21 protein-coding genes are annotated in these 21,850 nt (G+C 62.6%); 14 read left to right on the top strand and 7 right to left on the bottom strand.

Features of this window, described 5'->3' with window-relative positions:
• The first annotated feature begins 2 nt into the window (after window positions 1–2).
• The gene (locus tag LJY25_RS03075) at window positions 3–803 is read left to right on the top strand and encodes a DUF4097 family beta strand repeat-containing protein (protein WP_227606754.1); all 801 of its coding nucleotides are present in this window, start codon (window positions 3–5) and stop codon (window positions 801–803) included.
• 243 nt (window positions 804–1,046) lie between these two features.
• Here LJY25_RS03075 and LJY25_RS03070 read toward each other — a convergent pair whose 3' ends face one another.
• Together LJY25_RS03070 and LJY25_RS03065 are read right to left on the bottom strand one after the other, a co-directional pair.
• The gene (locus LJY25_RS03070; protein ID WP_227606753.1) at window positions 1,047–2,126 is read right to left on the bottom strand and encodes an MBL fold metallo-hydrolase; all 1,080 of its coding nucleotides are present in this window, start codon (window positions 2,124–2,126) and stop codon (window positions 1,047–1,049) included.
• A 139-nt stretch (window positions 2,127–2,265) separates the two neighbouring features.
• Entirely contained in the window at window positions 2,266–2,598 is a 333-nt protein-coding gene (locus LJY25_RS03065; protein ID WP_227606752.1) for a hypothetical protein, read from the bottom strand.
• Between the two features lie 353 nt (window positions 2,599–2,951).
• Between LJY25_RS03065 and hutU the strand changes: the two genes are divergently transcribed.
• The 4 genes from hutU (at window position 2,952) to LJY25_RS03045 (ending at window position 6,812) form a co-directional block, all read left to right on the top strand.
• Window positions 2,952–4,739 carry a urocanate hydratase gene (gene hutU, locus LJY25_RS03060; protein WP_227606751.1) on the top strand — a complete coding sequence of 596 codons (1,788 nt, stop codon included), beginning with the start codon at window positions 2,952–2,954 and terminating at the stop codon, window positions 4,737–4,739.
• Window positions 4,740–4,768: 29 nt separating this feature from the next.
• The gene (locus LJY25_RS03055) at window positions 4,769–5,365 is read left to right on the top strand and encodes a hypothetical protein (RefSeq protein ID WP_227606750.1); all 597 of its coding nucleotides are present in this window, start codon (window positions 4,769–4,771) and stop codon (window positions 5,363–5,365) included.
• A gap of 239 nt (window positions 5,366–5,604) precedes the next feature.
• A complete protein-coding gene (locus LJY25_RS03050; RefSeq protein ID WP_394799942.1) occupies window positions 5,605–6,330 on the top strand; it encodes an NADPH-dependent F420 reductase in 726 nt (241 codons plus the stop codon).
• A gap of 152 nt (window positions 6,331–6,482) precedes the next feature.
• Window positions 6,483–6,812 (top strand): GNAT family N-acetyltransferase, encoded by a 330-nt coding sequence (locus tag LJY25_RS03045; protein ID WP_227606748.1) that lies wholly within the window; start codon window positions 6,483–6,485, stop codon window positions 6,810–6,812.
• Between the two features lie 61 nt (window positions 6,813–6,873).
• Here the strand turns inward: LJY25_RS03045 and LJY25_RS03040 are convergent, their stop codons facing one another.
• Complete coding sequence (locus tag LJY25_RS03040; protein ID WP_227606747.1) at window positions 6,874–7,707, bottom strand: ion transporter; 834 nt, start codon at window positions 7,705–7,707, stop codon at window positions 6,874–6,876.
• Window positions 7,708–7,884: 177 nt separating this feature from the next.
• Between LJY25_RS03040 and LJY25_RS03035 the strand changes: the two genes are divergently transcribed.
• Both LJY25_RS03035 and LJY25_RS03030 read left to right on the top strand, forming a co-directional pair.
• The gene (locus tag LJY25_RS03035; RefSeq protein WP_227606746.1) at window positions 7,885–8,664 is read left to right on the top strand and encodes a hypothetical protein; all 780 of its coding nucleotides are present in this window, start codon (window positions 7,885–7,887) and stop codon (window positions 8,662–8,664) included.
• A gap of 55 nt (window positions 8,665–8,719) precedes the next feature.
• A complete protein-coding gene (locus tag LJY25_RS03030) occupies window positions 8,720–9,550 on the top strand; it encodes a phosphatase PAP2 family protein (RefSeq protein ID WP_227606745.1) in 831 nt (276 codons plus the stop codon).
• A 190-nt stretch (window positions 9,551–9,740) separates the two neighbouring features.
• Here the strand turns inward: LJY25_RS03030 and LJY25_RS03025 are convergent, their stop codons facing one another.
• Window positions 9,741–10,457, bottom strand: coding sequence for a 3-ketoacyl-ACP reductase (locus LJY25_RS03025; protein ID WP_227606744.1), 717 nt, complete (start codon window positions 10,455–10,457; stop codon window positions 9,741–9,743).
• 162 nt (window positions 10,458–10,619) lie between these two features.
• On the opposite strand from LJY25_RS03025, the gene LJY25_RS03020 reads away from it, so the two are divergent.
• On the top strand, window positions 10,620–11,246 hold the full coding sequence (locus tag LJY25_RS03020) for a hypothetical protein (RefSeq protein WP_227606743.1): 627 nt from the start codon (window positions 10,620–10,622) through the stop codon (window positions 11,244–11,246).
• A gap of 21 nt (window positions 11,247–11,267) precedes the next feature.
• On the opposite strand, the gene LJY25_RS03015 is transcribed toward LJY25_RS03020, so the two are convergent.
• Window positions 11,268–11,975 carry a GAF domain-containing protein gene (locus tag LJY25_RS03015; protein ID WP_227606742.1) on the bottom strand — a complete coding sequence of 236 codons (708 nt, stop codon included), beginning with the start codon at window positions 11,973–11,975 and terminating at the stop codon, window positions 11,268–11,270.
• Between the two features lie 259 nt (window positions 11,976–12,234).
• On the opposite strand from LJY25_RS03015, the gene LJY25_RS03010 reads away from it, so the two are divergent.
• Complete coding sequence (locus tag LJY25_RS03010; RefSeq protein ID WP_227606741.1) at window positions 12,235–12,672, top strand: hypothetical protein; 438 nt, start codon at window positions 12,235–12,237, stop codon at window positions 12,670–12,672.
• A 27-nt stretch (window positions 12,673–12,699) separates the two neighbouring features.
• A complete protein-coding gene (locus LJY25_RS03005; protein ID WP_227606740.1) occupies window positions 12,700–13,179 on the top strand; it encodes a hypothetical protein in 480 nt (159 codons plus the stop codon).
• Here LJY25_RS03005 and LJY25_RS03000 read toward each other — a convergent pair.
• Window positions 13,176–13,874: an MBL fold metallo-hydrolase gene (locus LJY25_RS03000; protein WP_227606739.1), complete on the bottom strand. Its 699-nt coding sequence runs from the start codon at window positions 13,872–13,874 to the stop codon at window positions 13,176–13,178. The two genes, LJY25_RS03005 and LJY25_RS03000, sit on opposite strands and share 4 nt — an antisense overlap.
• 247 nt (window positions 13,875–14,121) lie before the next feature.
• On the opposite strand from LJY25_RS03000, the gene LJY25_RS02995 reads away from it, so the two are divergent.
• Window positions 14,122–17,055 carry an endo-beta-N-acetylglucosaminidase gene (locus tag LJY25_RS02995; protein ID WP_227606738.1) on the top strand — a complete coding sequence of 978 codons (2,934 nt, stop codon included), beginning with the start codon at window positions 14,122–14,124 and terminating at the stop codon, window positions 17,053–17,055.
• 245 nt (window positions 17,056–17,300) lie between these two features.
• Window positions 17,301–19,811: an outer membrane protein assembly factor BamB family protein gene (locus LJY25_RS02990; RefSeq protein ID WP_227606737.1), complete on the top strand. Its 2,511-nt coding sequence runs from the start codon at window positions 17,301–17,303 to the stop codon at window positions 19,809–19,811.
• Between the two features lie 44 nt (window positions 19,812–19,855).
• Here LJY25_RS02990 and LJY25_RS02985 read toward each other — a convergent pair whose 3' ends face one another.
• Complete coding sequence (locus tag LJY25_RS02985; RefSeq protein ID WP_227606736.1) at window positions 19,856–20,023, bottom strand: hypothetical protein; 168 nt, start codon at window positions 20,021–20,023, stop codon at window positions 19,856–19,858.
• Between the two features lie 158 nt (window positions 20,024–20,181).
• Here LJY25_RS02985 and ctlX point away from each other — a divergent pair, with 158 nt between their 5' ends.
• Window positions 20,182–21,102: a citrulline utilization hydrolase CtlX gene (ctlX, locus tag LJY25_RS02980; RefSeq protein ID WP_227606735.1), complete on the top strand. Its 921-nt coding sequence runs from the start codon at window positions 20,182–20,184 to the stop codon at window positions 21,100–21,102.
• 303 nt (window positions 21,103–21,405) lie between these two features.
• Window positions 21,406–21,849, top strand: a complete 444-nt coding sequence (locus LJY25_RS02975; RefSeq protein WP_227606734.1) for a hypothetical protein — start codon at window positions 21,406–21,408, stop codon at window positions 21,847–21,849.
• Window position 21,850 lies beyond the last annotated feature (1 nt).

The raw sequence follows: 21,850 nt of genomic DNA, 5'->3' as shown, positions 1-21,850 counted from the left end.
CCATGAAAAACCTGCTCACCCTCCTGGCTTTCGGAGCCGCCACCCTCACCGCCGCCGGCCAGACCGCGCCCGCCTTCAAATCGTCCTGCGACGAGCACAAGTACAACTTCAGCGACAACAAGCAGCACTGCGAAACCCGCGACTTCAGCCTGAAGGTACCTAAGTCGGGGCCCCTGACGGTGGATGGCGGCAAGAACGGCGGCATCGCGGTGCGCAGCTATCCGGGGTCGGAAGTAAAGGTGCGGGCCCGGGTACAGACCTGGGGCGCGGATGAGGCTGCTGCCCGGTCAACGGCTGCTGCCGTGCACGTCAACACCGTGGACGGCACGATGCGGGCTACTTCGACGGCCGGCGACAACTGGGCAGTAAGCTACGAGCTGCTGGTACCGGAGAAGATGGCCCTGGCATTAAAAACTCAGAACGGCGGCATCAGCCTCGACGGGGTAAAGGGGCTAGTCACGTTCGAGGCTCAGAACGGCGGGGTAAGCATTGTGGGCACGGGCGGCGACGTGAAGGGCAGCACCAAGAACGGGGGACTCAGCATCACCCTTAACGGCCGCAAGTGGGAGGGCAAGGGCCTCGACGTAACGACAACCAACGGGGGCATCAGCTGGAAAATCCCCGCCGACTACTCCGCCGAGCTGTTCAGCAGCACCGTGCGTGGCCCCATCAGCACCGACTTCCCCACCGACGTGAAAGGCAAAGTCGGCCGCGAAATAGCCGTGGCCCTGGGCAAAGGCGGCTCCCCGATTCGTGCCGTCACCACCAACGGCGGTATCACCATCAAGCGCGGAACGGAATGATAGGCAGGTGGTAGAAGCTGTGAGTCAGGAGTTAGAATCATAAGTTGCCAACTGGCTCTCTGACGTCTGGCTTCAGAATCCAGGACCATACTCAAGCAAAAGGCACCACCTCGGCTGAGGTGGTGCCTTTTGCATAAACGGGCCGAATACTCATCAACAGTTTTGCCGAAAGTCAGGATGATTTTTAACTTTCATACTCCCGGCTACTAACTCCTGCGCAGCAGCTCCTAACTCCTTAGAAAATCAGCTTCCTACGCCACCGCGGCGCCAGTCGGGCCGGCTGGGGCCGGGGCCCGTGACAACCCGGTGCCCATGGGAACCGGAGTGGGTTTGCCGGGAGCCGGTGCCGTAGCCGGAGTAGTAGCCTTCGTCGAGGTCGGCGTTGTAGCGCGGACCGGGCACGTAGCGTGTGGCGCGCCTGGTGCGGCGCTGGCTGGTCAGCAGCGCCGCCAGACCGATTACGGCGGCGCCAATTCCGACGACTGCCAGGCTGCGGGGCAGGGTGTCGGGTACTTCGGGCGGTACGAACTGCACGCCGTCGGCGTCGGTGCGGGCGGGCTGGGCTACGTAGCGGCCCTGAGCGGGCACCGGGAAGTTGCGGGCCAGCCGGGTGAGGCCGGCGGCAGCTTCCGGGCCCGTAATCACCGGGCCGTGGCCGCAGCCAATAGCATTGGGCTCCAGATTGGCCAGCTCTACCACCGAGGCGTGGGTGGCTTCCCAGTCGTAGTTGAACGGGGTGCCGGCCCGGCTGATCTTGGGCAGCTGCAGCATCAGGGAGGGAATGGAGTCGTGGCAGGCGGTGGCAAAGGCGTCGGCGCCGAGCAGGGTTTTGTCTTCGGTGCGGAACAGGGCCACCTGTCCGGGAGCATGGCCCGGTACGTGGATCATCTGCCAGCCGGGCAGGTACGGCACCTCGGCGCCTTCGGGCAGGGCCTGCACGCGGCTCAGGTTAAAGCTCTGAGGCGGAAAAAAGCGGCTGGCGAAACCCAGGGAGCCACCCACGGTAGGGTCGGCGGGCGGGTACACGGCCTTGCCGGTCAGAAAAGTCAGCTCCAGCCGGTGGGCATACACCGGCACGTTCCAGTGCTCCGACAGCTCCTGGGCGTTGCCGGCGTGGTCCATATGCCCGTGGGTCAGCAGAATGGCGACCGGGGTCGTGCCGACGTAAAACAGCTGGTTGGCGGCAGCAATGATGTCCTTGGCGTGACCGGGCAGGCCGGTGTCCACCAGCACCCACTCTCCGCGGGTGGTGGTTTCGACGAAATAAAGGTTGACGAAGCGTTGAATCTGAAGCTGGGTGACGCCAGCGGCTACCTGTTGCATTGCAGTTTGACGTTTGGTACAGCAGGGGGTACGCAGATTCCGGCCGGAGGATAGAAACAATTCGATTTGACCGCCTGATCTAAAACAAAAAAGCCCCTTGTCAGACAAGGGGCTTTCTTCAAAACAATGCCGGGTCAGCTTACTGACCGCTCGTGGTGCCACCAGCGGTGGTACCGCTGGCCGTCGTGCCAGCCGTGGTGCCCGTGGTCGTGCCACCGGCCGTGGTGCCGGAAGTCGTGCCCATGTCGCCACCAGCGGTGGTGCCAGCAGTAGTACCGGCCGTGGTGCCACCGCTCATCGTGGTGTCGGAGTTCATGCCAGCGTCGGAGCCCATGTCGCCGGACTCGGTGCCAGCCTCAGTGCCGGCCGTGGTAGCGCCCTCGGTGCCGCCGGCGTTTTCCGACTGGTTGCTGCCGCAGGAGGCGAAAGTGAAGGAGGCCGCAGCCAGAGCGAGGAAAAGAACCTTTTTCATGATCAGGTAATGGTTGGTGGAGGTGTTGGATAAGGTGATTGCCCCGGTAAGGGCATCTGTGGGCTTTATACCAGACTCACGGCAGGGTAACCCGCTTTTATGAAAAAAAAATGACGGCATGCCGATAAGCTCGTCAGTTGGGTTGTCTGGTAGGACGGATCTAATGTTGAGCTTAGCTTGTGTCCATGCCTTTCTTTCCGGTGTATCCGGCGAATTCACCGGGAGTTTTGCAAGCCGGACGTCGAAGCCGGCACTGGTCCGGTGGGCTGGCCCGGACCGGGAAAAAAGTGCCGGGCACGAACTGAAAATCCTATATTCGCCCCTCTACCCATTCCCATCCCGCCTTCCTATCCATGTCCCAGCACCCCGCTTCCCTCGAAACGCCCGAGCTCAACCTCGAAGCCAACAGCCAGTCCGATAAAGCCACCACCAACACGGCCAGCCGCAACAGCGGGGGGCGGCCCATGTACTACGAGTACAAGCCCGAGGAAACCGTGAAAGCAAAGCACGGCAATGAGCTGCGCTGCAAGACCTGGGAGGCCGAGGCGGCGCTGCGCATGCTCGAAAACAACCTCGACCCGGCCGTTTCGCTGGTGTACGACGAGCTGATCGTGTACGGGGGCGCCGGCCGCGCGGCCCGCAACTGGAAAGAGTACCAGACCATCGTCAAGACCCTGAAAAACCTGGAGCCCGACGAAACCATGCTGGTGCAATCCGGCAAGGCCGTGGGCGTGCTGCGTACCTGGGCCCACGCCCCGCGGGTGCTGATTGCCAACTCCAACATTGTTCCGGCCTGGAGCACGCAGGAATACTTCGACGAGCTGGATAAGCTCGGGCTGATGATGTACGGGCAGATGACGGCCGGCTCCTGGATTTACATTGCCACCCAGGGCATTCTGCAGGGCACCTACGAAACCTTCGCCGCCGTGGCCGACAAGCACTTCGGCGGCACCCTGCGCGGCACCATTACCGTCACGGCCGGCCTCGGCGGCATGAGCGGGGCCCAGCCCCTGGCCGTGACCATGAACGATGGCGTGTGCCTCGTCATCGAGCCCATCGACGCCCGCGTCAAGCAAAAGGTGCAGGAAGGCTACCTCGACGCCCAGGCCCGGGACCTCGATCACGCCCTGCAGATCTGCGCCCAAAGCAAGGAAGACGGCATCGGCTGGTCGGTGGGCCTGACCGGCAACGCGGCTACCATCCTGCCCGAGCTGCTCAAGCGCGGCTTCCAGGTTGATATCGTCACGGACCAGACCTCGGCCCACGACCTAATGGACTACATCCCCGAGGGCGACATCGACGCGGTGCTGGCGTTGCGCGCCGCTGACCCGGCCGAGTTCAAGCGTCAGGCCCTGGCGTCCATTATCAAGCACTGCCAGGCCATCATCGACATGCAGGCCGCCGGCGCCGTGGCCCTCGACTACGGCAACAACCTGCGCGGGCAGGCCGAGAAAGGCGGCCTGAAGGTGCGCGACGAGAACGGGCAGTTTCTGTACCCCGGCTTCGTGCCCGGCTACATCCGCCCGCTGTTCTGCGAGGGCAAAGGCCCGTTCCGCTGGTGCGCCCTCTCCGGCGACCCCCAGGACATCCTGCGCATTGACCGCGCCCTGCTCGAAACCTTCCCCGACAACAAGATGCTAGCCCGCTGGATTGAGAAGGCCCAGGCTAAGGTGCCCTTCATCGGCCTGCCCGCCCGGGTATGCTGGCTCGGCTACGGGGAGCGGGAGAAGTTCGGTCTGGTCATCAACGACCTCGTAGCCCGGGGCGAAGTATCGGCCCCCATCGTCATCGGCCGCGACCACCTCGACTGCGGCTCGGTGGCCTCGCCCAACCGCGAAACCGAAGGCATGAAGGACGGCTCCGACGCCGTAGCCGACTGGCCCCTGCTCAACGCCTTGGCCAACACGGCCTCCGGCGCCGACTGGGTGAGCCTGCACAACGGCGGGGGCGTGGGCATCGGCAACTCCACTCACTCGGGTATGGTGATAGTAGCCACCGGCACCCCTGAAAAAGCCGAGCGCCTGCGCCGCGTGCTCACCACCGACCCCGGCATGGGCGTCTTCCGCCACGCCGACGCCGGCTACGAGCTGGCCCAGCAGGTGGCCGATGAGCGCGGGGTGAAGATTCCGGGCCGGGAGTAGAAAGCAGGAGCGGGGCTAACCGGTTAGGTGTGGCCCCGCCTTTTTTATTATTCGATTACGACTTTCTAAATAGCCTCATGAAATACCCTTTATTGGCTCCTGCACTGCTTTTGCATGCAGCCTGCCAAAGCAACACCTCCATTGACGTAACCGCATCAGAGGCGGACCACTTGGCTAAAGCTCAGCCGGAGGTAGCGAGCGCCAGTCCTGAGCACATTGAGCTGAGCATGCTTACCATCAACAGCAAGCCGCACATGAAGCTGAGCACGGAAGTGCTGACCAAGCAGATGGGCCGCCCCGACAGCATTGCTAAAGGAGTCGTGGAGTGCGGCGGTGAACTGGAGCCCGTTAACAATGCCAATGGGGACTACTGGTACTATGGCAAAACAAGCTACGAAGTTGGCGGCACCCAGGCCGTGCTGGCGGGCTTCGACGTCACAACAGGCAAGTTCCAGGGCAAGCTGGGAAGGCTTGAGCTTAACCAGAATACTACCTTGGAGGACGTCCGTCGCTTCTATCCGGAAGCTGCCAAAGAAGCTGATGCCCCTGCCAGCGGCCGCCCCGGGAGGTACTGCGCCTGCCCTTCTATAAGGATGGGGCACCGCAGGACGCAGCCCTGGATCTGATCTTCAAACAGGGTCGCCTCCAGGAAGTAGAATTTTTCTACCCATGCTAACCATAACGACCTGAGCATTTGGTTTGCTCCGCTAGCGTTTCATCAATCTGCTACAACGCCGCCCGGGGAAACTCAGGCGGCGTTGTTCGTTCTGGAAAGTCTGTAGGGAAAAGCAATTCCTCGCCTTGACTGTTTAACTCCCTGCGGCGGCGCAGTGCCGGCGAGTCACCTATGCAAACTTTCCCGATTATGAACATTGGAATCATCGGCGCCGGCCACATCGGCAGCGCCCTGGCCGTGCGGCTTACGGGCCTCGGCCATTCAGTATATATCGCCAACTCCCGCGGCCCCGAGACGCTGCAGGACCTGGCCCGGAAAACCGGCGCTACGCCCGTCACTGCTCAGGAAGCCGCCTGGCGCGGCACCGACCTGATCGTGGTAACCATTCCGCTCAAGAACATTCCCGAACTGCCCAAGGACCTGCTGGCGGGCGTACAGGCCGGGGTGCCCGTCATCGACACGAGCAACTACTACCCCATGCTGCGCGACGGGAAGATTGCGGAGCTGGAAGCGGGCAGCCTGACTGAGAGTGAGTGGGTGCAGCAGCACCTGGGTCGGCCGATGGTGAAGGTGTTCAACAACATCTACGCCCACCACATCGTGGAGAAGGGGCAGCCCGTCGGCACGCCCGGCCGCATCAGCCTGCCCGTAGCTGGCGATGATGCCGCCGCCAAGCAGAAAGTAATGGCCCTGGTGGAAGAGCTGGGCTTCGACGCCGTGGACGCCGGTACCCTGTACCAGTCGTGGCGGCAGCAGCCGGGCACGCCCGCGTACGGCGCTGATATGCCCGCTGACAAGCTGCGCGAAAACCTGACCAGCCTGGGCACTGAGCGTACCGATGCCCAGCACGCCGAGTACAAGGCCAACCACGCTCACCAGGAACAGGCTATGGGGGCCCAGGGCGTCAAGCTGTAGTAGCCGTCCAACCAACCTTCTCACACGAAGCGCCGTCCTGGTTTCCCAGAGCGGCGCTTTTCGTTTTGTTGGGTATGCATTCCAGCTCAACACTCGCTAGTTTTAGCCCACCGGCCTGGGCCGATCTAGTCTATCATCTGCTTTATTACCCTATGAAACCCGAATTCCAGAACCTCCCCCTCATCGATAACCCCGGCGGCCACCGCTTCGAGCTGACCGTCAACCATTCCACTGCCTTTATGGAGTACGGGGAGCGGGACGGGGCGCTGGCGCTGTTCCACACCGAAGTGCCCGGCGAGCTGGAAGGGCAGGGGGTGGGCTCGGCCCTCGTGGAAAAGGTGCTGGCGGAAATTGAGCGGCGGCAGCTTCCGCTGATTCCCCTGTGCCCGTTCGTGACGGCCTACCTGAAGCGGCACCCGGAGTGGCAGCGGCTGGTCGCGCCGGCCTACCAGCGCTGGTTTCAGCCCGCCCAGCCGCAGTAGCCCGGCCAGTAAGAAGTTGCACCCGGCAGGTCCCGCAGGCAAAGTCTGGCGCCCGCCGTGTTTACAGCTTTTCCCCGCAGCGCCAGCAGAATTCGGCATCGTCGCGGTGGTCAGGGGCCTGGCAGACGTGGCAGACGACCTGTTTGAACACCGGCCGGGCCTGGGCGCCGGCACCCGACATCTGGGCCGAGACGATGCCGGTGGGCACGGCAATGATGGCGTAGCCCAGAATCATCAGCACCGAGGCCAGGCTCTGGCCCAGTACCGTGACGGGCGAGATATCCCCGTAGCCCACGGTGGTCAGCGTGACGATGGCCCAGTAGATGCTTTTGGGGATGCTGGTAAAGCCGTTTTGGCCACCTTCTATCACGTACATCATCGTTCCAATCACGATAACCAGCGTAAAGACGGTCGTCAGGAACACCAGGATCTTGTAGCGGCTGGCTTTGAGGGCACTCAGGATAAACTCGCCCTCGCCCACGAACTGCCCCAGCTTAAAGATGCGGAATACCCGCAGCAGCCGCAGCGTCCGGATGACGAGCAGGTAGCGGCTGCCCACCAAGACCAGCGCGGCCACCGTGGGCACGATGGCCAGGAAGTCGATGATGCCCAGCGGACTCAGGGCGTAGCTCAGGGGACGGCGCACCACGGCCAGCCGCATCAGGTACTCGATTACAAACAGCCCGGTAAATGCCCACTCCACCATCCGCAGCTCCGGGCCAAAGCGGGCTTCGATGCCCTGCACGCTTTCCAGCATTACCGTCATCACGCTCAGCAGAATGGCTGCCAGCAGCGCAATGTCGAAGAGCTGGCCGGCCCGGGTATCGGATTCAAAGATGACGCGGTAAGCGGCTTGCCGCCAGCGGGAGGCGTTTTCGGGAGGACGTATTTCCATAAGCAATAGGGGAGGGCCGCACCTGGCATCGGCCCTTCGACGGGCCTCATTTACGAAAAGCAGCCCGCATGGGCTGAACCGCTCAGTGGAAGGGCAGGCCCGGGTTTCGTCGCAAAGGGCCCGGACTGCGTAAAAGCCGGCAGCCCGTAGGGGTATTGTTCAGTAAATGCCACGTCGATGAAGCAGCAAGCACAACAGGTAGCCGGGGCGGCCAGCGGCCCCTCCGGCAGCGGGAAGTCAGCTAAAAAAGCGTCGGGTTTTATCTTTCTGTTGGCTGCTGGGCTGCTGGCTTCCTGCTCTGATGACACGTCCCGGCGGGAAAGCTCTGAGCTGCGGGTCGATGAGCCCGCGGCAGCCGAGCCAACTGCGGCGACGCCCGCGGCTGCGTCGGCTCCCACGCCTGCCGCTGCCCCACCAGCTTCTGCGGGCCGCCCGTACCGGGTGCGGGTCGAAACCGCGTACTTTTTCGACGCTCCCGAACAGGGCCGGCCCAGTGGCAACTACCTGCGCCGCGGCGACCTGCTGTACGGCACCGAAGAGCGGGGCGGCTTTGTGCAAACCAGCTTCCGCTTACCCAACGGGGCCACGGTCGTGGGCTGGCTGAAGTCGGCCGAGCTGACCCGGGTAGCGGGCAGCCCCTCGCCGACGGCTGCCCGGACCCGCCCGGCGCCCCGGTCCGCTCCGCCGGCTGCGCAAGACTACGGGCAGGAAGTAAACCCGGCACCCGCCGAACCGGAACCCCGGCCGGCGGGCCCGGCGGCCGGGACGGCGGTGGTACAGGTGGCCCGGGCCTACTTTCACAACTCGCCCGACTTGACGCAGCCCCGCCGCGCCTACTGCGAGCAGGGCGACAAAGTCCGGGTGATAGATCGGCGGGGAGAGGCCGTTTACGTCACGTTCACGAACTGGGAAAAAGTAACCACCAAGGGCTGGATGCGGCAGGCCGATCTGCGGTAGAATCGACCCTTTAACCCCGGTATGACTTCGTGCGTTATCCTGTTTTTGCCTGCCCATGAAGCTTTTCGTCTCCCTCTGGCTTGCCGCCACCCTGCTGCTTGCCGCTGAGCCCGGCCGGGCCCAGTCGACCCCGTCCGCTTCGCCCTACCACACCCGCCTGCTTGTGGATGGGGCCATTATCACCGGCCTGACCGGCATAGGCGTAACCGGCCTTTACCTCGTGCAGCAAAAGCGCGTTCCCACCGAGGCCGAGCTGGCCCTGCTCCGCAAAAGCGACGTGCCCCGCATCGACCGGTTTGTAGCCGGCCGCTACAGTGAGCGGGCCCAGCTCGTCAGCGACCTGCTGTTTTACCCGACGATGGGCCTTGCGCCCGGGGTGCTTGCGCTGAACCCGGCTTCCCGGGGGCGTTTCGGGCAGGTGGCGGTGCTTTACGTGGAAGCCATGATGGCTACGAATGCCATATTCGCTTCGACCGTGGGTACCACGTACCGGTACCGGCCCTACCTCTACGGCCCCGAAGGAGGCAGCCGGCGCACCCAGCCGGTTGCTACGAACTCCTTTTTCGGCGGACACACCGCCAATTCCGCTACAGTCACCTTTTTCACGGCCAAGGTCCTGCACGACTTCAACCCCGGCTCCGCCGCCGAGCCTTACATCTGGACCGCCGCGGCCGTGCTGCCCGCGGCAGTCGCCTACGCCCGCATGGAAGCCGGCAAGCACTTCCTGACCGACAACATCGTGGGCTACGCGGTGGGAGCTACCGTGGGCATCATGGTGCCCCAGCTGCACAAAGCCAGGGGCGCGGGTTATTCGTTCGCGCCGGTTCAGGGGCTGAATGTAAACGGCCACTCCTACGGCGGCCTGCTGATTTCGAAACGGCTGTAGCTTGGGACACCGGTTTCGAACTTCTTCTAAACCAGACCAGCCTACCACATCCGACTGTATATCAAGCAGGTGTTTTGCGCTCCTTGCCAACGCAGACCATTATTAAAAAAGGAGCTGCCCTATCCCGGCCGGGATAGGGCAGCTCCTTTTTTACGCTAACCGCCATCAGCTTAAAGCCAGCAGCCAACTACTACGGGTTGGTGCTCCACATGCCGGCTTCCTTGATAAAGATGCGGCGGTTGAGCTTGAGCTGGGCAATGATGAACTCAGCCAAGTCCTCGGGCTGCATCACCTTGTCGGGGTTGCCGTCGGTGAGGTTGTTGCTAATAGCCAGCTCGGTGGCCACGGTGCTGGGCGTGAGGGCCGACACGCGGATGTTCTGCTTGCGTACCTCCTGCATCAGCGACTCGGTGAAACCCAGGATGGCGAACTTGGAGGCGCTGTAGGCGCTGGTCGTGGCCGCGCCCCGCTGGCCGGCGGTAGAGGCGATGTTGATGATGTCGCCGGTTTCGCGGGCAATCATGGCGGGCAGCACGGCGCGGGTAGCGTAGTAGGTGCCCATCAGGTTGACCTGCACAATATGCTCCCACTCGGCGGGCGGCATATCCACTACTTTGGCGAACGTGCCGATGCCGGCGTTGTTGATCAGAATATCGATGGCGCCCAGCTGTTCCTGGACCTGGGCCACGGCCGCCTCCACGGTCGTGCGGTCGGCCACGTCGGCCGCAACCACGGCGGTTTTCACGCCCAGGGCTTCAATTTCGCGGGCTACGTCCTGGAGCTGGCTTTCGGTGCGGGCCAGCAGGCCCACGTGTACGCCTTCCTGCGCCAGGGCAATGGCTACGGCCCGGCCGATTCCTTTTCCTGCGCCCGTGACGAGGGCAATTTTTCCGTTTAGGGATTCCATAATGCTTGCGGGTGAACGAAGAATGTGGTGTATAACCGCAGCCCGGCCCCGGGGGTTGCAGCCAAACCAAACTTCTCAGGGAGTACCGGGGCGGTGCCGGTATAGGTAGTAATTCACCTATATAGTGGCTAGTATTGCAGCCGTAAAGCAAAAACGCACCTGATGCGGCGTAGTATCATCACCTGGCATTACTGGACCGGCCTGTTGCTGGCCGTGTTTATTCTAACTCACCTGGTAAATCATCTGGCGGCTTTGGGAGGCGTGCCGGCGCATCTAGCGGTGATGAATCTGCTGCGGCTGATCTACCGCAACCGGGTAATAGAGCCGCTGCTCCTGCTGGCCGTGGTCACGCAGGTGTTTACGGGCATCCGGCTTTTCCGCCAGGCCCGCACCCAGCCGGCGCAGGGCGTTGCCTGGCGGGTGCAGCTGTTTTCGGGCCTGTATCTGGCCTTTTTCCTGCTGGTTCATACCGGGGCAGTGCTGACCGGCCGCCTGTGGTTTAAGCTGGATACGAACCTGTATTTCGGAGCCGCGGGAATGAATACCTTTCCCTTCAGCCTGTTCTTTATTCCCTACTACTTTCTGGCCGTGATGGCCGTGTTTCTGCACATCGCCAGCATCCACTACCGGAAAGCGCGGGTTTCGTTCGGCAGCCGGGCGGCCAGGCGGCAGGCAGTGGGTATTGGCGCTATCGGGGTCGTTACGGCAGGGCTGATTCTCTACGCCCTGACCAACCAGTTCCACGGGCTTGCCATTCCGCCCGTTTACCTGAAAGCACTGGGGCGCTAGGACAGACCGGCCGCAACCGTATTATACCCGCTTGAGCGTGGCGGCAATAAACTGGTCGATGGTTTCGGCCATGGCGGTGGCTTCCTTGTTGATGGCCGGAGCGAGGGTGTAAGGAGCGTCCGTGCGGGCCGGGGCCTCGTCGGCGAACCGGTTGAGGCGGCTGAGCTGGTCGCCGATGGCCTTGTAGACGGGGTCCCAGAACCGGAACGAGGTCTGCTGCTTGCGGGCCAGCACGAGGCGCAGCTCCAGCAGGCGCATCACGACCCCGGCCATCGTACCGAGCAGCGCCCGCTCAGGAGCCGTGAAGGGGCGGGGCTGGTAGTCGAGCACGCACAGGGTACCGATATTGTGGCCCTCCGGGGTATTAAGCGAATGGCCGGCATAAAACTGCATGTTCAGCTGCCGTACCACGGTGGGGTCTACCAGGGCGCTGGTTTCCTCCGTCAGGTTCTCGTACACCGTGATGCCGTCCTGCAGCACGGCCACCGAGCACATGCTCTGGTTGCGCGGCACCCGGTCGCCGCCTATACCGTAGTTGGACTTGAACACCACTTCCTTTTCGTCGACCAGCGAAATCAGGGCGCTGGGAACCTGCAGCAGGCGGGCCGTGAGGGCCACGATGTCGTCGAGCAGCTGCTCGTTTGAGGCATTCAGGATCTGGTAGCGGTGCAGGGCCTGCAGGCGGGCTTCTTCGGTGGCCGGAATCAGCGAATCAAAAACGGAAGACATAAATTAAATACCGGGGAGGATGAGCTAACGGATGGAAACCGGAGCGGTGCCGTGATGCGAAGTGCCAGCTGCCCGGATTAGTTTCCGTTGGCGTGGATAGGGGCTGCCGCTGCCGAGCTTAGGCGTACTGCGGAACGCCCCTTTGCGTTGCCGAAAAAAACTGGTTGGCTGAATATAAATAGTTGCTCACCTATCTTGGCCGCGCCAACGGTGCCCGGCTTATGGGCAACCCAGGGGCTTGCTTAACTACTCTTTTCCTGTGACCCTCCTGAACCGTTATTTCCCCGTTACCGTGGCCCTCTATGGCCTGCTGACAACCCTGACCCTGGTCGTGCTGTTCCACGGGCTCATTGTGCTGGGCGTGCTGCCGGCCGGAATCGTCTGGGGCGGACGGGTCGAAAGCCGGGAGCAGCTGCTGGTGCTGGAAGCGGTGTCGATAACGCTTAACCTGCTGATGCTGGCCGTGGCTGCTGTCCGGGCCGGGCTGCTGAACGTGCGGGTCCGGCCCGTGGTGCTGCAGATTGCATTCGGGCTGATGACCGCGCTCTTTCTGCTGAATACCCTCGGCAACATGGTTTCCAAAAACGAGCTTGAAAAAGCAGTCTTCACGCCCCTGACCCTGCTCCTAGCTTTGTGCTGCCTGCGGCTCACCTTTGCGGCCGGCCCCGGCTATTCCAAGCCCCCGGTCGCGCAGTAGCCCGCTGCGTGGCTGTACTTTACCGGCATGATGTCCTACTGGCCTTTGCTTATTCCGACCGGCATCGGGTTCTTTATCGGCTTCTGGTGCCTGATCGTAAAGGGAATTTCACAGGTAGCCTGGAGCCGGCTGGTCGCCCGGTTTGGCGTGGTCAGCACCCCGGCCGGGTCGCAGATCACGCTGCCCAGGGCCCGGCTCGGGGTGGTAAGCTACCAGAATGCCATCCGGGCGGGCATAGCCCCCGATGGACTTTCCCTTTCCGTCAACTCCCTTTTTCGGGTGGGCCACCCGCCTTTGCTGATTCCCTGGTCGGCGCTGGAGCCTTTCCAGACCGAGCAATCTCTCTGGACCACGTTTTACTCGACTACCATTCGGCTCAGCGGAGCCGCGGGCATTTCGCTGACCTTCAACAGTGATGATTTCATCCGGGCGGCCCGCCCCTGGATCCGGCTGCAAGGCGAAGCCAACCAGGGGCAGGGCAGTGAGGCAGACCAGGCTGCCCGCTAGGTCCCATACTTTTCGAAGGCCTTTTGCAGCTTCTCCTTGGCATTTTTGGTAAGGGGCTTGCCGTGGCCGAACACCGCTTGGTCGAAGTCGAGGGCAGCCACTTTGCGGATACTGGCCAGGCCCAGGGCCCGGTCCTCGTACACGATACTGAAACCCAGACCCACCATATTCGCGCACAGGTCGCCAACGATCAGGACGCCCTCCGCGGGCACCTGCAGGGCAATATGACCCGCGCTGTGGCCCGGCGTGTGCACCACGCGCATTCCTTTGGCGCCGGGTATTACGTCACCATCCGCCAGCTTTACCTGTACCGGGGCTGCCTCCACCACGTTTTCGCTCCGCTTGATGACGGCGTTGAACAGCACCCAATTAAGCAAGCCCGGCGACAGATGATGGGGTAATCGGCCAGCCACGCCGCTTTCGAGCAGGGGTGCATCAGCGGCGTGAGCAAAGATGGGTACCCCCAGGCGCCGCTGAATGGCAGCCGCGCTGCCGGCGTGGTCGGGATGGGTATGGGTAAGCACGATGCGACGGATGTCGTCAGGCTGCCGGCCGGCCTTGCGGATAGCGGCAAAGATCTTGTCGAGGCTGTTTTGGTAGCCGGTGTCAATCAGCGTGAGCCCGTCGTCCTCGACCACAAAGGCGTTGACGGGACCGAGGCTGATCTGGAAAAGGGAGGGGGTGATGAGCTGCATGGCGGGTAGGGGCTGATGGAAGGCTGGCCCGGACAGCTGGCCCGCCAAGACCGGCAAAAGAAGCGAATATTTCGCTTGAACTATGCTGGCAGTGCCGTTAGAGCATAATTCAGGACTTTAGACCCAGGCGTGGACTGGCTCCGGCCGGCTGAATCGTACCGGGAAGCCACTGAAAATTGCCGGAAATCACCTGGCGCAGTGTACATTGACGGCCATATCCGACCGTATCCATCCCCTTGTACGCCGCATGAAACAACGCTACCTCTTCCTGCCTTTCCTTACCTTTTCTGCTGTCCGGTCCCGGGTCTGGCTGAGCCTGATTTTGCTGACCAGCCTGGGCATTTCCCGGGCCGCCGCCCAGATGGAGCCTGCGGCGCAGTACACCAAGCTCACGCCCACCCAGCTGCTGGCCTGGACCCCCACCGGCCCCACCGCCGTACCGGACAACGTGAGCCGGGTGCCCCTGGCTTCGCGGCAGAACAGCCTCGCCAGCCAACTCAACCCGGCCCAGAGCTTCAGCCACCGCATCAACTACGTGCCCGACGGCATGGCTACCTGGGGCGGCTACCTCAACGAGCAGAACCGCTTCAACCTGTTCAACTTCACCCACTGGCAGTACATCGACGTGCTAACCTGGTTCGACGGACCCGTGGCCATCCCCACCCGGCCCTGGGTGGAAACCGCCCACCGCAACGGCGTCAAGGTTATCGGCTCCGTTTTCACTTCGGCGGCCGACGTGAACGTGCTGATTCAGAAGGATGCGTTGGGCAACTACCCGGCCGCCCGCAAGCTGGTCGACGTAGCCGCCTACTACGGCTTTGACGGCTGGTTTTTCAATCAGGAGTCGTCGGTGCCGGCAGCCACGGCCACGGAGTTTCGCAACCTGCTCAAGCAGCTGCAGCAGCTCCGGCCCGCCGGAATGGAAATTCACTGGTACGACGCCATGCTGCCCGGCGGCAACATCTCCTACCAGAACGCGCTGAATGCCAATAACCAGCTGCTGTTCCAGGAAGGTCCGACCCGGGTCAGCGACGCCATGTTCACCAATTATTTCTGGTCGGGAGCTACCAACATCAACACCTCCGTAGCTACCGCCAACGCCCTGGGTCGTAGTCCGTTCGACGTGTACATGGGCGCCGACCTGTGGCCGACCCGCTCCAACCAGTCCATGTTTGCCCGCACTACCTGGGCCGATAACTACTTCGTGGGGGGCGACCTGACTCAGCCCCGGCTCTCGTTTGGTCTGTTTGCCACCAACCTGACCTACAACGGGGGCTTCAACAGCTTCAGCAGCAACGCCGCCGACTACGCCAGCTTCTACCGCACCGAGCAGCGCCTGTTTGCCGGCGACGATTTCGACGTCACCATCCCTGATGCCACCGGCTGGAAAGGCTTCGGCCACTACGTTCCGGTTCGCAGCGTCATCCACACCCTGCCCTTCGATACCTACTTTTCGGTAGGGCAGGGCAAGGTGTTTGCCAACAACGGGGTGCAGCTCGTGAAGAACTGGACCGACATGGCTAAACAAAGTCTGCTGCCGTCGTGGCAGTGGGCCAAAACCGGCGCTGCCCCCGTTACCGTGGGTTTCGACTTCGACGAGGCCTACTACGCCGGCAACTCCCTTAAGCTGGCCGGCAGCCTGAGCGGTACCAACAGCGCCACCGTGAAGCTCTACCAGAGCCGGCTGCCCATCACCGCCCAGACCAGCTGCGAACTGATTTTCAAAGCCGCTGCCGGGGCCACCAACACCCGCCTGGCCCTGTACTTCGCCGACAACCTGGCAACGCCCGAGCTGCTCGACCTGGGAGCGGTGCCATCCAGCCAGTGGGAGGTGCGCACCTTTAGCCTGGCCCCTTACGCCGGGCGGGAGCTGGCCGTTATTGGGGTGCAGGCCGCCTCGGCCACGCCGGTAGCAAACTACCAGCTCAACCTGGGCCGGCTGCGGCTGTTTAATGGCAGCAGCGCGCCCACGGCTGCCCCGGTCGTAAGCTTTACCGCCAGCGCCACGACAGTGACAACCAACCAGCCTATTCAACTCACCAACTCGACCACCAACGGCACGGCCTACCGCTGGACGTTTGTGGGCGGTACGCCGGCCAGCAGCACGGCGGTGCATCCGGTGGTGAGCTACGCGGCGGCGGGCACCTACGCCATCAAGCTCTGGACCAGCAATGCCGCCGGCCGCGACTCCCTGACCCGTACCAGCTACATCACCGTGGTAGCCCCGGGCAGTGGGAGCGGCAATAGCGCTCTGCTTTACGACGGAGCTACCAAGTACGTGGACGCCGGCCCCATTAACCTGAGCGGCCCGGCCCTGAGCATGGAGTGCTGGCTGAAGCCTGCCGCCTTTAAGACCGTCTCGCCGTTTATTTCCAGCGTGATGGGCATTGAGGACAGCAACAACACGGCTTTGATCCGCCTCGGCGACGCCGGCCTGGCGGCCAACCGGCTGCAGTTTGTGCTTACCATCGGGGGTATGGGCCGTAAGCTGAATTCCGCGACATCCTTGTCGGCCAATACCTGGTACCACGTGGCCGCCACGTACGACGGCTCGGCCATGAAACTGTATGTAAATGGGCAGCTCGACGCCACACTCAGCGTAAGCGGCAATGCGGCTGCCAGCGGGGTCTTCACCTTTGGCCGCAACTACGACGGCAACCGGATGCTGAGCGGCTCGCTCGACGAGCTGCGCGTCTGGACGCGGGCGCTGACGACAGCCGAAATTCAGGCCAACGCCTGCGCGGTCAGCGCCACGGCGCCCGGGCTAGAAGGGTACTGGCCCTGCAACGAAGGCACCGGCACCGTGGCCCTGGACGTGAGCGGGCACGGCCACCTGGGAACCCTGCTGAGCATGGTTCCCGCCGACTGGTCGACCGATGTGCCTGCCCAGTGCCGGCTCACGGCCGTGGGCCCGGGCCGGACAACGGCTGTGCTGCAGGTGCGGGTGCTGGGCAACCCGGTGCAGGGCCGGCAGGCAGAAGTAGAGGTTGAGGGCGCTCAGGGCCAGCCGGTGCGGCTGCAGCTGCTTAGCCCGGTGGGTCGGGTAGTGGGAGAGGTGCAACTCCAGCCCTCAGCCGCGCGTCAGCGCTACCCGCTGCCTTTCGCCCCGGCCCCGGGCCTCTACCTGCTCCGTGTGCTGACGCCCACCGGCTCGGCCTCCACCCGTTTGCTGCAGCACTAGTACCGGAGAGCTTGGCGGGTTTCGCTGAATAATACCGACGGGTCCTGGAATGGGAAATAAGGCCTGCGCGGGGCATTCTTGCCCTATCTGCCAGCACGGCAGCGAATTGCTGCTGCCTGCTTGTTGGGAAAAAGCACAAATTTTACGTTCTTTGTACTATGCTAGCTAAGTACTGGCTGGGGCATTGAACTCGTGCCAAAGCCCCCAAAGCTCGTCTTTATTCATTTGCTCATCACCCCGCCGCTATGAAACAACTGTACACAAACGTAGGCTTGGCTCCGGCCCTGCACACCGGGGTGCGGGCAACCGGTAAACGAATGATTCTGGTGCTGGTCGCCCTGCTGCTGGCTACGCTTAGCGGGCAGGCGCAGGACGTTATTCTGCGCAACGACAAGACCGAGATTGAAACCAAGGTGCTGGAAATAACCGAAGACGTTATCAAGTATAAGCGCTTCGATTTTCTGGATGGTCCGCTTTATAATATCAAGAAGACGGACGTGTTCATGATCATCTACTCCAACGGTAAGCGGGAGAAGTTTATCAATGGCGAAACGACCACGCCCAAGGAAAAAGTAATCATGATCGAGCAGCCGGTCAGCAATCCGCCTGCGTCGCAGTCAGTGCCCGTGCAGATGGTTTCCGCCCCGGCCGACGCTTCCGGTGGCAGCCTGGCCGCCCCGGCCGCTCCAAAGCCCGCCGAGCAGACGACCAGTGTCGGCACCCCGGCCAGCACTCCGGCCGCAACCGGGGAGCCGGCCATTGCTACCGCCAAAGAAAAAGAGCCGGCCCCGGCTCAGCCCCTGGCAGCAAGCCAGGACAAAGTAGCCGTAGCCGAGCCGGCTGCCAAAGAGCCGGTGCCGGCCGGTGCCGCGCCGGCTGCCAAGCCCGTCGTGGCGGAGCAGCTGACCCTGGAAAAAGCCGCAGCCAAACCGGTGAGTGCCCCCGTCGACCCGATTTCCAAGCCGGCGGCTCCCGCGCCCAAGGCGGACCCGGCGCCGGTGCCGGCGGTTCCCGATAAGGTGGGGGCCGCGCCGGCCTCCCCCGCGCCCACGGTTGGGCAACTCTGGGCCAAACCGGCCACCGGGCCCTGCCAACAGCGGGGCCTTACTATTGATGGCAATATCCTGATGCTGCGCGCCGGTGTGCTTCAGTGCGTGTCCCGCGTTACGGGCGAGGAGCTTTGGCAGGCCAAGGCCGACCAGGCCTCGGGCATCCGGCTTATCAACGGTACCACCTTCGTGCAGGTCGTGTCGCGCACCCTGCCCAGCCAGATTATCAACAGCACAACCGGCAAAGTGGTCTATCATCCCGGCACGGTCGGGCACCTGACCAACCGGGTGGTGAAATCGGGTAACATCCTCGTGTGGGGCACCAGCGACAAAGCCACCGAGGTGCTTGTCCTGGATGCGGTAACCGGCGAAAAGCTGGTCTCTCTGCCCGTATCAGACAGCCGGGCCCAGCCCCTGAAAGTCGTGGACCGCCCCGCCGACGGCCGGGTGCTGTTCTATTCCGGCTTCGGCGTTACGGCCGTGGACTCGCGCGGCGGCAAGCTGCTATTCAACACCCCGCTCAAGTCCCTGGCCCCGGCCGCGGGCGGGCCCAGCGCCACGTTTGCCGTCTTTCCTACTGGCACCCCCGACATGGTGGGCGTGCTCAAGGATGGCTACCTGAGCAACGTAAACCTGCTGACCGGGCAGGTGAATGCCGAAGCACCCATGGCCACTACCCAGCTGATCTACCACGAGTTGGGTCCGGAGGAAGTCATCATCGGGCAGCAAACGAAAAGCGTACTGGCGTTACGTCTCTTTAATAAGGTGAACTGTCAGGAGCTGAAGACCGGCGAGGTCAGCATCATCGGCACCGCCGGCGACATGGAGCACCTGGGCCCTGATTTGTTCGTTATCTGCACCAGCACCGTGGGAGGCTCCACCATCAAGCAGATTGATCTGGGCAACCTCAAGCTCAAAGCCGAGAAAACCTTTAGCACCGGGGGGCAGAACTACGGGCAGATTTTCACGAGCGGCAAGGGAATGGGCGTGCAGAGCGCCGTGTGCATCGACTTCTTCGACCCGAAGACCTACGCCTCGTCGGGCCGGACCAAGTACTTCGCGCCCACCAGCAAGTCCAACCTTAAGCTCAACGACGACATCTACTTCTTCGACAACGGCTACCTGGGCCGCGTGAACCCCACGAAAGGCGAGGAGGTACTGCTGTATAAGGACAAGCTGCCGCTAAAGCTTCAGGAAGAGGAAGTACCCCAGCTTGAAGTCACCGACGACGGAGTGGTCGTGCTCAGCAGCCTCGGCGTGGCGAAAGTCGACTTCAAGGGCAAGCTGGTCTACAGCGAAGAGTTGGCTCCCGCCGGCGGCAGCGCCTGGAACCACGCCCTGCCCCTGGCCGCCGCCAGCTTCGGTGCCGACGATGCGGAAGGCCGGACCAAGGCCACCAGTACCGCAACCGACCGGATGGTCTGGGCCGCTACGGCCGAGTCGTACGAGGGGCTGAGCGGAGATGCCGGGAAGCACGTGCGGGACCGGTTTGCCCGCACTGCCAGCGCCCTGAACTATCAGCTCATGCTCACCAAAGCCGAAGGTGGGGACGCGGCCGGCTTCAAGCTGGTCAAGTTCAACAAGCGCAGCGGCAAAGGCGAAAGCAGCGTGCAGATTGACGATAAGTCGGCCGACTATATGTTTGATCCGGTCGATAACATCGTGTACGTCTTCACGGCTGACAAGCTGAAGGCCTACAAGCTGTAGCGTTCCGTCGGGCTGGCTCTCATCAGCCTGTGGGCCCGGCAAAGTCAGTTCAGGGTCGGCTTGGTACCGGTGCGGCCGCTGAGGCGAACTCCCAGAGTAGAGCTAGCGGTAAACACGTCGCGGTTGGCCAGCACATCGAGGCCCGGCTGAAAGACCTGGGCAGAGGTGGTCAGATACGCTCGAAGCAGGGTGAGGGTGAGCAGCAGGCGCATCAGTGGATGCAATCATAGCGTGGGGCCCCAACAGCGGTGAAATCTCCGAACCGGACCTGGGGCACCCGCCGAATAGGGCAAGCCGGGCTGCCCGCGGGAAATTTGCCAACTTGCTCACCCCGGCAAATAAGGTGACGTCCGGGGTTGATTTCACGCTTATGCAGTCTGCCCGTACCGTTTTCCTGGTTCGCCCCGCCCGGTTTTCCTTTAATGCCGAAACGGCCGTTTCCAACCATTTTCAGCAAGCCCTGGGCAGCCTCGACGAAGCCGCCGTGCAGAGCCTGGCCTTTGCCGAGTTCGACGAAGCCGTGCGCCGGCTCCGGGACGCGGGCGTGGAAGTGCTGGTGTTTGAGGACACCGCCGAGCCTGCCAAGCCCGATGCCGTCTTCCCGAACAACTGGCTGACGCTGCACCCCGACGGCCGGGTGCTGCTGTACCCGATGTGCGCGCCCAACCGCCGCCCGGAGCGCCGCCCGGATATCGTGAGCATTCTGGGCCGGCAGTTCCAGATCAGCGAAATCATCGACTTGTCGGGGATGGAGGAAGAGGGTCGTTTTCTGGAAGGCACCGGCAGCATGATTTTCGACCATGAGCACCGCATCGTTTACGCTGCGCTTTCGCCCCGCACTGATGCCGTGCTGTTAGCGGATGTAGCCGCCCGCCTGGCGTACCGCCCCGTTTCGTTTCACGCCCTCGACGCCCGGGGCCACGCCATCTACCACACCAACGTAATGATGTGCGTGGGGGCGCGGTTTGCCGTGGTCTGCCTGGAAAGCATCGCCGATGAGGCCGAGCGAAAGATGGTGCAGCAGCTACTAGCCGACACGGGGCACGAAGTAGTGGCAATTTCGCGGGAGCAGGTAGCCCGTTTCGCCGGCAACATGCTGACGCTGGAGTCGGCCGCTGGTGCGGAGCTGCTGGTAATGTCGCAAAGCGCCTACGATGCCCTCACGGGCGAACAGCGGGCAGTACTGGGGCGGTACGCCAAGTTGCTGCCCCTGCCTATCCCGACAATCGAAACCATCGGGGGCGGCAGTGCCCGGTGCATGCTGGCGGAAGTGTTTTTGCCCGCCCGCTAGCAACGGCGGGTAAGCCCAGGCCAATGGCTCAGGTCCGAACACTGCGCAGGAAGGAGGATGAAGCCTTAGTTGTTCAACTCTGAATCCCGTTGCCATATGCAGCAAGCCAACTCAAAATGGCAGCTGTCAGCTGCTTCTGAGCGGAAGTTGTCAAGTCAAAAAAAACGTAAAAATTATTCCATTGAATATCAGGGCATTATGTATTAGTCAGAATGTTTTCTACACTCTTTTGAAACCATTGGGCAACGCTTAAGAGTGACATTCTATCTACCAATTATACAGACACAAAAAACCTTACTTATCATGAAAATCTCCTTCCGCTTCCCCCAAACCTCTTCCGCCGCCCGCACTGCCCTGCGCACCCTGGTCGTTCTGGCCGGCTTCGTTGGCACCTTCGCAGCCCGTCCGGCCCTGGCTCAGGTAGGCCAGCAGCCCCAGCCGGTAGCCGTTGAAAAAATGGACGAAACCAGCTTCCGCGTCCGCATCAGCAACCCCCAGCAGAAGGCCGGAACCCTGGAAATCGTAAACCTTGCCAACGGCCGCACGCTGTTCAAGGAAGGCTACACCGGCGTAGTACACGGTCACAAGTTCAATTTCCGCGACATGCAGGACGGCAAGTACGCCGTAGTCGTGAAGGTGGGCAAAGAGAAGTTCCGCTACGAGCTGCAGCTGCAAACGACCACGCAGCGCACGGTAGCCATGAACGTTACTCCCGAAAGCCCCGCTGCCCCCGCAGTAATGATGTAAC

Source organism: Hymenobacter translucens, assembly GCF_020685205.1.
Taxonomy (GTDB): Bacteria; Bacteroidota; Bacteroidia; order Cytophagales; family Hymenobacteraceae; genus Hymenobacter; species Hymenobacter translucens.
Note: the sequence above shows the minus strand (reverse complement) of the source record. Positions and strands in the feature narration are given on the sequence as shown.